We start from the raw sequence: 11,345 nt of genomic DNA on the forward strand, positions 1-11,345 counted from the left end.
TCGTGCCAGACTCCGCGGTCGCGCGCGTTACCGCTTCAGCGGGTAACCCGGTAGCCTTCCCGGGGTGGGCGACAAGCAGGGCTTCCGCTTCCACGGCGGCCGTCCGTCGGTGAACTTCACGGCCACCGTCGGCGAGCGGTGGCGCGACGGCGGCTTCGAACGCGTGCCCGACCCCGCGGCGCTGGGCCGCTGGTTCACCGCGGCGGGCCTGACCCCGGAGGACCCGCCCTGCACCGCGGCCGACCTGACGGCGGCCCGCGAACTCCGGGAAGCCGTCTACCGGCTGCTGCGCGGGGGCACCGCGGGGGAGGACGTCGCCACGGTGAACCGGTGGGCGGCGCACCCGCCGCCGGTCACGACCCTGGCCGTCACCCCGGCGGGACTGCGGGCCCGGCCGGTCCCGGCGAGCGTGCCGTCGCTGCTCGGCCTGGTCGCCGCGGACGCCGTCGCGGTCCTCGGCGGTCCCGACGCCGCCCGCGTGCGCGAGTGCGCCAACCCCGAGTGCTCGCTGCTGTTCCTCGACACGTCACGGGCGGGCGCGCGCCGCTGGTGCTCGATGGGTTCGTGCGGCAGCCGGGAGAAGATGCAGCGCTACCGGTCCGGCGACCGGTAGCTCAGCCGGAGGACCGGTTCCCCGGCCGCGTCGCCCGCGGGGTCGCCGATGACGACCGAGAACCCCGGCGTCGTGACCGCCACCCCGTCCGCCGTCGCCCGCACTTCGGCCGCGAAGGGGACGTCGTCGTGCGGGCCGTACCGCACCGCGAAGACCGACGTGCCCGCCGGGGAGTCCGGCAGCGGGCCCGCCAGGACGTGGTTCGTGTCCGTCACCCGGTGCCAGCCCGCGTCCGGGTTCCCGTAGCCGCGGGGGTCGTCGGCCAGTGCGAACGCCAGCTGCTCCTGTGTCAGCCCGATCGTTTCCGCGCTGTTGAAGCTCGTCCGGCCCGCCGGCGGGTTGACCACCCGCAGCGCCGCCCCCGACGTGATGGCCATGCTGCCCGCGAGGAGCGTGCCGGCCGTGTCCAGGACCGCGCCGGGCGTGCTCAGGTCGAACAGCGTTCCGCCCGGCTCGGCCACCGTGACGATCTTGCGCTGGCCCGCTGCCGTTGCCTCGATGTACGGCAGCCCCGCGAGGAAGTCGCACCCCTCGGCCGGAACCACCGCGACCAGCGTCGTCCGCCGCGGCTCGACCACCCACAGCTGCTGCACGCTCAGCATCACCTGCGCGCGGGTGACCACCGCCTTGGTCACCAGCCGGGCGACGGCGTCGCCGTCGGAGGCGTCGGCCACGCGCAGCGGGCCCAGCGCGCGGGTGAGCAGCGTGCGGCCCAGGACCGGGCCGATGCCGTGCTGGCCCGCCACGACCGATTCGATCACCGCGGCGCCTCCCGCGTCGATCAGGTACGGCGTGTGGCTGCCGGTCCAGGACACGGACGCGTCGCGGTGGCGCAGCGAATACGGCGTCGTGACCGGAAAGGACGGTGTCCGGTGCCAGGCGCTGTCGTCCTGGCACAGCCACACCGTGGTGAACGCGAAGTGCCCGCTCGGCGCGCCGGTGCGGGCCAGGGGGTAGTAGGCGACGCGGCGGTCGGCCAGGTAGCGGCCGAGGTCGGTCGCCAGGTGCGCGCTGAAGTAGCGGAGGCCGAGCAGGCCTTCGGCGCCGCAGTGCTGCTCGCTGTAGCGGGGGCCGCCGTAGTCGAAGCCGCGGGCCGACAGCCGGCAGTCGAGGTGGCGGGCGAGCTCCGCGCCGTCGTCGAGGAACAGCCGGTCGGCCGTGACGCGGTGGGCCTGGGCGAGGAAGGACAGCGAGATCGGCAGGTAGTTCTGGTCGTGGCCGGCGCCGTGCTCGGCCGGCAGCGCGAAGCCGCGGTCGGTCACCCGCGACGGGCGGATCACGTCGGTGTAGAGCCGCATGGCCGCCGTGGTGACGCGTTTGCCTTCGCGCTCGCGGGAAACCCCGTCGAGGTGGCGGCCGAGCATCAGGCCCGCGACGACCGCGCCGAGGGCCTGGTTGCCCGTCTGCTGGGGGTTGAACATGCTCGCTTCGGTCAGCCACCGCCAGTACCCGAGCGCCAGTTCGGTCACCTCGGCGTACTGGCCGTCGGTGAGCAGGCCCGCGCCGAGCTCCAGGACGTTGACCGCGTGCAGCATCGCCCACACCGTGCTCGGCCAGTCGCCGAAGGGGTGTTCGCCGTCTCCGGGCATGTACCGCGCGTACGGCAGCCCGCTGTCGCGGACGCGCAGGAACGGCTCGCCGGGGTTGTCGCGCCGGAACACCCGGTGGGTCAGGAAGAAGTCCACACCGCGGCGGAGCGCGTCGGTGAACGCCGGATCGTCGGACGGCTTGCGCTGCCACGCCAGGCAGAGCAGGGAGATCACGCCGAGGCCCATGTCGCCGATGTCGTCGTCGGCCGCGGGGTCCTCGAAGTTGCCGTCCGGCTGCTGCGCGGCGAGCGCGTCGGCGGCCGCGGTGGCCAGGACGGCGTCCAGGCTTGCGGGGTCGTCGGGCAGGTCGTGCGAGCTCGCGTGCTGGCTCGGCAGCAGGATCGGATCCATCCGCTTCGCAGCCTCCCTGCCGTCCGCGGACACCCGGACCGGTCGACGTGTCGAGAAACGCTTTCTGAAAATTGATGCGGCTGGGACCCGCACTTGGTTAAGTAGTAAACAAACGAACTCCGGCGTTGTCAACGGGCGCGGGAGCCAGGCGGCTCATTCGACGGTTTCACCAAGGCGAAAGCAGGTGCAGATGGCGAAATCGGGCATCGGTGACCGGGCCGGCGAGGTCTTCGCCGCGCTGGCCGCCGCCGGTCAGGCCACCCGGCCGCAGCTCGCGGTGGCCTGCGGGCTGTCGAAGCCGACGGTCTCCCTGGTGATGGCGGAACTGGAGGCCGCGGGCCTCGCCGAACGCAGCGGCAGCTCCTCGGGCGCCACCGGGCGGACCGCGGCGGTCTACCGGCTGGGGCCCCGCGCCGGGTACGTGCTGGCGGTGGACCGCGGCTCGACGCAGGTGGCCCTGCGGGCGACCACGCTCGGCGGCGACCTGCTCGACGAGGACCAGACGTCGCGGCCGGCGTCCGCGGAAACCATGGTGAAGGCCGTGCTGCGCCGCGGAAGCAACCGGGGTCCGCTTCGGGCCGTCGTGGTCGCGGTGTCCGATGTGGTCTCCCCGCCCGGCCGCGGCGAGCCGGCGACCATGGCGCGGATCGCCGCCGCCGTGGCCGCGCTCGGGCTGCCCGACGGCGCGCCCGTGCACACCGAGAACAACGTCAACTGCGCGGCCATCGCCGAACTCGCCGAGGGCGCGGGCCGCGACCACGACAGCTTCGTGTTCCTGCAGGTCGGCGTGGCGATCGGGGCGGGTGTCGTGCTCGGCCGCCGGCTCGTGCGCGGGGCCAGCGGCGCGGCAGGGGAGGTGGCCCGCCTGGCCTACCCGTGGGCGGACGACCGGCCGCCGGTCCGCGACGCCCTGGAAGCCCGGCTCGGTTCCCGGGAGCTGTTGCGCCGGGCTCGCGGCCGCCGCCCGGACCCGGCACCGAAGACGGCCGCCGCCCTGTTCGCGCTGGCGGAGAAGGGTGACCCCGTCGCGCTGGACATCGTGGCGGAACACGCCGAAGCCGTCGGCAACCTGGCCGCGTCGATCTGCGCGGTCGTCGACCCCGGCCTGATCGTGCTCGGCGGCGGGGTCGGGCGGAACAAGCTGCTCCGGCCCGGTGTCGTCGCCACGGTCGGGCGGCTGAGCTGGCCGACCGACGTCGTGGTCAGCGAGCTGGGGGCGCGCGCCACCGTGCTCGGCGCGGCGCACCTGGCCAGGGAGAGAGGGATCCAGGCGGTACTGGCGGAAGGGTGAACGACCGGCCGTTGACAGCGGCCGAGCGTGCTGCCTAGAGTGCCGAGAAAGCGCTTCCAGCTCCCTGGGACGGAACCACTGGAACCGCGTGCGTCGGAAGAAGTGCCACGGCAGCCGCACCGTTTCGGGAGCGCTGCCGGTCCACGCTGGAGTCCCGGGAGCAGCCGATGTCAGCCGAAGCAGCCACGCACCCCGTCGAGGCCGGGAGTGCGCCGACGGCGGAACCCGCGCCCGTCCGGCGCCGCCGGAAGCGGCACAAGGACAACGGCGCGGCCTACGCCTTCCTGACGCCGTGGTTCCTCGGCGTCTTCGGCTTCGTGCTGATCCCGATGGGGTACTCGCTGTACCTGTCGCTGACGAAGTTCGACCTGCTGAGCTCGCCGCAGTGGGTCGGCTTCGACAACTACCTGGCGATGTGGCAGGACGAGAAGTTCCTGCACTCGGTCAAGGTCACGCTCACCTACGTCGTCACGTCGGTGCCGCTCAAGCTCGCGGCCGCGCTCCTCGTCGCCGCGGCGCTGAACCGGGGCCTGCGCGCGCTGGGGTTCTACCGTTCGGTCTTCTACCTGCCGTCGCTGCTCGGCGCGAGCGTCGCCGTGTCGGTGATGTGGCGGCAGATCTTCTCCGGGCAGGGCCTGCTCAACCAGGTGCTCGGGATCTTCGGCATCCGCGGCGCGGACTGGATCGGCGACCCGCGGTTCGCGCTGTGGACGCTGGTCCTGCTGTCGGGCTGGCAGTTCGGCACCCCGATGCTGATCTTCCTCGCCGGGCTCAAGCAGATCCCGCGGGAGCTGTACGAGGCCGCGGAGCTCGACGGCGCCGGCCGGATCCGGATGTTCTTCCGGATCACCGTGCCGATGCTGTCGCCGGTGATCTTCTTCAACCTGGTGCTGGAGACGATCAACGCGTTCCAGACGTTCACCCCGGCCTACGTCGTCAGCGGCGGGCTGGGCGGCCCGATCGACTCGACCATGCTGTACACGCTTTACCTCTACCGCAAGGGCTTCTCGAGCCTGCAGATGGGCTACGCCTCGGCGATGGCGTGGGTCCTGTTCGTGGTGATCGGTCTCTTCACCGCGCTCTACTTCGCGTCTTCGCGGCGCTGGGTCACCTACGCGGACTGAAAGGACCGGAATGACCGTCAACGTCAAGGCACCGGCGAAGACCCACTGGCGCGCGCACGTCGTGCTGCTCGTCGCGGTCGTCGTGATGATCTACCCGCTGGTGTGGCTGGTCGGGGCTTCGTTCAAGCCGGAGAACCAGATCTTCAGCACGCTCGACCCGATCCCGTGGCACTTCACCATCGAGAACTACCTGAGCGGCTGGACGGCGACCGGGACGTCGTTCACCGTCTACCTCGCGAACTCGGCGACCATCGCGGCGTGCGTGGTGATCGGCAACATCGCGTCCTGCTCCCTGACCGCCTACGCGTTCGCGCGGCTCGACTTCGCGTTCCGCAAGATCTGGTTCGGCCTGATGCTGGGCACGCTGATGCTGCCGTTCCAGGCGACGATGATCCCGCAGTACACGATCTTCTACAAACTGAACTGGATCAACACGTTCCTGCCGCTGGTGGTCCCGCAGCTGCTGGCCTGCGACGCGTTCTTCATCTTCCTCATGGTCCAGTTCATCCGGGGCATTCCCCGCGAACTGGACGAAGCGGCGGCCATCGACGGCGCCGGGCACGTCCGCATCTTCTTCTCGCTGATCCTGCCGCTGCTGCGCCCGGCCCTGCTGACCACCGGCGTCCTGACGTTCATCTGGACGTTCAACGACTTCCTCCGCCAGCTGGTCTACCTGTCCGACAAATCCCGGTACACGGTCCCGCTGGGCCTCAACTCCTTCATCGACCGGGCGAGCGGCTCCAGCTACGGCGGGATGCTCGCGATGTCGGTCGTCACCCTCGTGCCGACGGTCGCGGTGTTCCTGATCTGCCAGAAGCGCCTGGTGGACGGCGTGGCCAACACCGGCATCAAAGGCTGAACCCCGAATTCCGGCACAACGAAAGTGAGACCGCCATGGCACAGCACCTGTCCAGGAGGGGGTTCCTCGGGATCGCCGGGGCGGGGGTGGCTTCGGCCGCGCTCGCCGGCTGCGGTTTCGCGCCACCCAGCAACAGCGGGGGCGGCGGCGGGACCAACGCCCTGACCTTCCGCTGGTGGGGCGGCAACGCCCGCAACGACGCCTACCAGAAGGCGGTGAAGATCTTCACCGAGAAGACCGGGATCGCCGTCACCACCCAGTACTCCGGCTACGACGGGTACTTCGACAAGCTGAACACCGAGTTCGCCGGCGGCAACCCGCCCGACATCTTCCAGATGGACACCGCCTACGTCAGCACCTACGCGAACCGGAGCACGCTCGTCGACCTGGGTACCTACATCCCGGGCACGATCGGGCTGGACACCCTCTACGCGCCGGTGCGCGGGGCGGGCGCGGTCAAGGGCAAGACCTACGGCGTCCCCTCCGGCTCCGGCAACGCCCCGGTCCTCTACGACAAGTCCGTCTTCGACCAGCTCAAGATCACCCCGCCGACCAACGACTGGACGTGGCAGGACTTCGGCACCCTCGCCGGCGAGATCTCCAAGGCCTGGGGCCCGAACAAGTACGGCGCGCTGGACGCGTCGAAGGACGACTCGGGCGCGCTGCAGCCGTGGCTGCGCCAGCGCGGCAAGGACCTCTACACGCCCGACCAGACCCTCGGCTTCGGGCCGGAGGACCTGACCGAGTGGTTCACCTTCTGGGACGGCCTGCGCAAGTCCGGCGCGATCTGCCCGCCGACGCTGCTGAGCAACACCGACGCGGCGACCGGCAACCACCCGCTGATCACCGGCCAGATCGCGATGACCACCGGCTGGGGCCTCGCCCAGATGCAGCCGCTGACCCAGCACGAGCTCAAGCTCGTCGTCGTGCCGCGCGCCAACGGCAAGACGGGCCAGGCGCTCTCCGGTGGCGTCCTGCTGTGCATCCCGGTGAAGAGCAAGAACCCCGAGGGCGCGGCGAAGCTGATCAACTTCTTCCTCAACGACGACGACGCCATCAAGACGATGAAGCTGCAGCGCGGGCTGCCGCCGTCGGACAAGGCGAAGAACCTCCTCGCCCCGACCGCCACCGCGCCCGAAAAAGCGGACATGGAGTTCGGCGAGTACGTGGCCGCGGAGGTCGCCAAGGACGGCCTGCCCACCGCGCCGACCGCGCCGCCGGGCTACGGCGACGTCAAGACCGCGCTCGACTCGGCGGCCAAGCAGATCGCGTTCGGCAAGCTGTCGATCGCGGCCGGCGTGACGCAGTTCTTCAGCGACGCCAAGAACGCCCTCGCCAACGCCAAGTAGGAGAACTGTGCGCATCACGGCCGTACGGGGCACCGATCTGTTCGTCGGCTCGGCCGCCGCGGCCCGCCAAGTGGTCAGAGTGACCTTGAGCGGGCCGCGGGCCCCGGTGCGAATCCGCGTCGAGGGCAAGCGGGTCTTCACACCCGAGCCGGTTCTCGTCGACGTCGTTCCGGACGGCGTGACCGTCGAGGTCGGCGTGGTCTTCCAGGCGCCCGAAGGCTCCGAGCACCGGGTCACCGTGGTCGCGGAGTCGGCCGGGGAGCGCGTCACCGCCGAAGCCGACCTCGTCGTCGCGGAGACCGGCTGGACGATGTGGATGGTCTCGCACTTCCACTACGACCCGGTGTGGTGGAACACCCAGGCCGGCTTCACCGACACCTGGCTCGACCTGCCGCTCGCGCAGGAAAAGCGGATGAACTTCCAGCGGTCGGCGTTCGACCTCGTCCGCGCGCACCTGGAAGCCGCCCGCGACGACGAGGACTACCGGTTCGTGCTGGCCGAGGTCGACTACCTCAAACCGCACTGGGACGCCTTCCCCGGCGACCGCCAGGACCTGGGCCGGTTCCTCCGCGACGGCCGGATCGAGCTGGTCGGCGGCAACTACAACGAGGCCAACACGAACCTGACCCACCCGGAGTCGACCATCCGCAACGCCGTCTACGGCGTCGGCTACCAGCGGGACGTCCTCGGCGGCGACCCGCGTTCGGCGTGGATGCTCGACGTGTTCGGCCACGACCCGGCCTACCCCGGGCTGATGGCCGACGCCGGCCTGGAGTCCAGCGCCTGGGCGCGCGGGCCGTGGCACCACGTCGGGGCGAAGCGGCACACCGGCGACATCGGCCGGATGCAGTTCCCGTCGGAGTTCGAGTGGATCTCGCCGAGCGGGCGGGGCCTGCTGACCGCCTACATGGCCGACCACTACGTCGCCGGCTGGGGCATCGAACGCCAGGACACCCTCGAAGAGGCGATGGCAGAGGCCTACCGGCAGTTCAGCACGCTGCGGCAGGTCGCCGCCACGCGCAACGTGCTGCTGCCGGTCGGGCACGACCACAACATCCCGTCGCGGTTCTGCACCGAGATCCACCGCACCTGGAACGCCCGGTACGTCTGGCCGCGGTTCGTCGTCGGCCTGCCGCGGGACTTCTTCGCCGCGGTCCGCGCGGACGCGGCGGCGCGCGGCACGGCGATCAGCGTGCAGACCCGGGACATGAACCCGGTCTACACCGGCAAGGACGTCTCCTACATCGACACCAAGCAGGCCCAGCGCGCGGCCGAGGTGGCCGTGCTCGACGGCGAGCGGGCGGCCACCCTCGCCGCCCTGCTCGGGGCGAAGTACCCGCACGAGGCGCTCGACAAGGCGTGGCGGCAGCTGGTCTACGGCGCCCACCACGACGCCATCACCGGCACCGAATCCGACCAGGTCTACCTCGACCTCCTCACCGGCTGGCGGGAAGCCGCCGACCGCGGCCGCGAGGTCCTCGACGGCGCCATCACCGAGCTCGCCCACCACGCCGACACGACCGGCGACGGCGAAGCCGTCTTCGTGCTCAACACGCTGTCCTGGACCCGGGACGCGATCACGACGGTGACCGTGCGCCCGGGAACCGCGGGCGCACGGGTCGTCGATCCGGACGGCCGTGAAGTTCCCGCCGTCACCGACGCGGTCGTGCGCCGCGCCGACGGCTCCCTGGAAGAGATCACGCTGACCTTCCTCGCGTCCGCGGTGCCCGCGCTGGGCTACCGGGTCTACCGGGTCGTCGACGCTGCCGACGTCCCACCCGGGTGGACGGTCCGGCCGGGGCCGCCGTCGATCGAGAACGCCGTCTTCGCCGTCGAAGCCGACCCGGCGCGCGGCGGAGCGCTCAAGCGCGTCCACGACCGTCGCAGCGGCCGCGAACTGCTGCGCGACGGCGGGCTCGCCGCCGGGCTGGTCGTCCAGGACGAGCACGCCGAGCACCCGGTGTGGGGCGAAGGCCCGTGGCACCTGCTGCCGAAGGGACCCGGCCACGGCCCGGGCGCGGCGGACGTCGTCGTCGAGACCAGCCCGGTGGGGGAGCGGCTCGTCGCGACCACGGCTTTGGACGACTTGCGGATCACCCAGCGCACGACGCTGTGGCACGGAGTGTCCCGAGTGGACGTCCGCACCGACGTCGACGGGTCGCTCGGCCAGGACCGGCTCCTGCGCGCCTGCTTCGACTTCGCCGTCCCGGGTGCCCTGCCGGTGGCGGAGGTCGGGTTCGGCGCCATCGGCCGGTCGTTCGGCTTCCCCGACGTCGACGCGGCCGAGCACCTCTGGACGCTCGACACGCCGGCCCACACCTGGGCCGGGCTGTCGGCGACCGCCCGCATCGCGCTCAGCCACGACGACGGCAGCCGCGCCATGCACGCCATCGGCGTCGCCGAAGTGGTCGAGCCGCTCGCGCCCGGGCCCGAGGTCCGGGAGCTGGTGGCGGTGCTGGCCGCGAAGGGCGTCACGGCCACCTGCACCCGGCCCGGCGGGCCGCGCTACGGCGCCCTCGACGTCGACTCGAACCTGCCCGACGTCCGGATCGTCGTCGGCGCGGACAACCCGTACGCCGCCGAGGTCCTCACCGAGCCCGGCTACCGGGACGCGCTCGAACGCCACGGCCGGGTGTTCGTCCCGGCCGCCCGGACCCGGCGCGAAGCCTGGGTACCCGACGCCGACCTCCGCGGCCCGCGTGACCTGCCAGTGGTGATCATCGACGACGTCAAGGCGGCCGTCGCCGAGCTGCGGGCGGCGGCCACCCTCGACATCCGGGTCCCCGGCGGGCTGGACGGCACCGCCGAGCCCGCCGACAGCTACTCGGTCGCGGTCGTCAACCACGGCACGCCCGGGTTCGTCGTCGACCCGGACGGCACGCTGCACCTGTCGCTGATGCGCGCGTGCAGCGGCTGGCCCAGCGGCGTGTGGATCGACGGCGAGCGCCGGACCGCGCCCGACGGCTCCAGTTTCGCCTGGCAGCACTGGACGCACACGTTCGGCTTCGCGATCGTCGCCGGGGAGGGCGACTGGCGGGAGGCCGGATTCCCGCGTGGCGCGCAGGAAGCCGCGCACCCGCTGCGAGCCCGTCCGGTGCCGGCCACCCCGGGCCCGCTGCCACCCACGCTGAGCCTGATCGCGGTCGAGCCGGCCGAAGTCGTGCTCACGGCGGCGAAACCCGCGGGCAACCCCCTGGCTTCGGGTGCGGTGATCCCGCCGGCGGACGCGATCACCCTGCGGCTGTACGAATCGACCGGGTCACCGGTCACGGCGTCCGTGGCGCTGCACGGCGGGATCCGGTCGGCCTGGCGCACCGATCTGCTCGAAGAGCGCGGCGAGCCGGTGAAGGTCGACGACGGCCGCGCGCACGTCGAGCTGGGCGCCGCCGACGTGGCCACCCTGCGGCTGGAACCCGTCGTCCGGTGGGGACCCGGCCGGGACATCGCCACCGAACCGGTGCAGCCGGTCCCCACCCGGTACTGGCTGCACAACGAAGGCCCGGCGCCGGTCGGCAACCTGCCGGTGAGCGTGCACGTGACGCCGACCCGGGCGAGGCTCGAGGACGGGCGGGCCCGGTTCGACGTCACGGTGAGCTGCAGCGGCCGCCCGGCTCGCGGGCGGGTCGACCTGGAGCTGCCACCGGGATGGGAGGTCGTGGACGTTCCGGACCTCGACTACGACCTGGCACCGGGGGAGCACGCGAAAACGGCGGTCGAAGTGCGGGGGCCGGAAACACCCGGCCGGTACCTGCTCGCCGCCCGGATCACCGACGACCACGGGCAGCTCCTCGAAGACACGGCCGAAGTCCTCGTCGGCACACCCCCACCCCGCGACGACCTCGTCGAGGTCGGTCTCGCGGAGGCGGTCGTCGTGAAACCGGGCGGGTGTGCCGAACTGCCGGTGTCGGTGGAAAACCTGGCCCAGAGCGAGATCCGGGGCGCGATCGCGGCGATCAGCCCGTTCGGCACCTGGGGCACCGAGTTGGCGATCGGCCCGCGCCTCCAGCCGTTCCGGCTCGCCGCCGGCGGGAAGGCGACGGTGCCGATCACCGTCCGGGCGGGACACACCGCCCGGCCGGGCGCGCACTGGTGGGTGCTGGTCCGCGTGGCCGCCCACGGACGGCTCGTCTACAGCCCCGCCGTCGAAGTCCGGATCGAGTGAATTCGTC

The 11,345-nt window shown here is 72.1% G+C and carries 7 protein-coding genes; 6 read left to right on the forward strand and 1 reads right to left on the reverse strand.

Features of this window, described 5'->3' with window-relative positions; translation table 11 throughout:
• The first annotated feature begins 64 nt into the window (after nucleotides 1–64).
• On the forward strand, nucleotides 65–613 hold the full coding sequence (locus BLW76_RS15260; protein ID WP_091307589.1) for a CGNR zinc finger domain-containing protein: 549 nt from the start codon (nucleotides 65–67) through the stop codon (nucleotides 611–613).
• Here the strand turns inward: BLW76_RS15260 and BLW76_RS15265 are convergent.
• The gene (locus BLW76_RS15265) at nucleotides 592–2,553 is read right to left on the reverse strand and encodes a hypothetical protein (protein WP_091307591.1); all 1,962 of its coding nucleotides are present in this window, start codon (nucleotides 2,551–2,553) and stop codon (nucleotides 592–594) included. The two genes, BLW76_RS15260 and BLW76_RS15265, sit on opposite strands and share 22 nt — an antisense overlap.
• Nucleotides 2,554–2,743: 190 nt before the next feature.
• Between BLW76_RS15265 and BLW76_RS15270 the strand changes: the two genes are divergently transcribed.
• The 5 genes from BLW76_RS15270 to BLW76_RS15290 all read left to right on the forward strand — a co-directional run bounded on the left by BLW76_RS15270 (nucleotide 2,744) and on the right by BLW76_RS15290 (nucleotide 11,338).
• Nucleotides 2,744–3,844, forward strand: coding sequence for an ROK family protein (locus BLW76_RS15270; protein ID WP_091319421.1), 1,101 nt, complete (start codon nucleotides 2,744–2,746; stop codon nucleotides 3,842–3,844).
• Between the two features lie 167 nt (nucleotides 3,845–4,011).
• Nucleotides 4,012–4,968 (forward strand): carbohydrate ABC transporter permease, encoded by a 957-nt coding sequence (locus tag BLW76_RS15275; protein WP_091307593.1) that lies wholly within the window; start codon nucleotides 4,012–4,014, stop codon nucleotides 4,966–4,968.
• Between the two features lie 10 nt (nucleotides 4,969–4,978).
• Nucleotides 4,979–5,827 carry a carbohydrate ABC transporter permease gene (locus tag BLW76_RS15280; RefSeq protein WP_091307595.1) on the forward strand — a complete coding sequence of 283 codons (849 nt, stop codon included), beginning with the start codon at nucleotides 4,979–4,981 and terminating at the stop codon, nucleotides 5,825–5,827.
• A 35-nt stretch (nucleotides 5,828–5,862) separates the two neighbouring features.
• Nucleotides 5,863–7,176: an ABC transporter substrate-binding protein gene (locus BLW76_RS15285; protein WP_091307596.1), complete on the forward strand. Its 1,314-nt coding sequence runs from the start codon at nucleotides 5,863–5,865 to the stop codon at nucleotides 7,174–7,176.
• 7 nt (nucleotides 7,177–7,183) lie between these two features.
• The gene (locus BLW76_RS15290) at nucleotides 7,184–11,338 is read left to right on the forward strand and encodes a glycoside hydrolase family 38 N-terminal domain-containing protein (protein WP_091307599.1); all 4,155 of its coding nucleotides are present in this window, start codon (nucleotides 7,184–7,186) and stop codon (nucleotides 11,336–11,338) included.
• The last annotated feature ends 7 nt before the right edge of the window (nucleotides 11,339–11,345 follow it).

Origin of the sequence: Amycolatopsis tolypomycina (assembly GCF_900105945.1) — a bacterium.
Lineage (GTDB): Bacteria > Actinomycetota > Actinomycetes > Mycobacteriales > Pseudonocardiaceae > Amycolatopsis > Amycolatopsis tolypomycina.

Coding starts and splice junctions, on each gene's coding strand:
- BLW76_RS15280 (WP_091307595.1), top strand. CDS start 4,979: ATGACCGTCAACGTCAAGGCACCGGCGAAGACCCACTGGCGCGCGCAC.
- BLW76_RS15270 (WP_091319421.1), top strand. CDS start 2,744: ATGGCGAAATCGGGCATCGGTGACCGGGCCGGCGAGGTCTTCGCCGCG.
- BLW76_RS15285 (WP_091307596.1), top strand. CDS start 5,863: ATGGCACAGCACCTGTCCAGGAGGGGGTTCCTCGGGATCGCCGGGGCG.
- BLW76_RS15265 (WP_091307591.1), bottom strand. CDS start 2,553: ATGGATCCGATCCTGCTGCCGAGCCAGCACGCGAGCTCGCACGACCTG.
- BLW76_RS15275 (WP_091307593.1), top strand. CDS start 4,012: ATGTCAGCCGAAGCAGCCACGCACCCCGTCGAGGCCGGGAGTGCGCCG.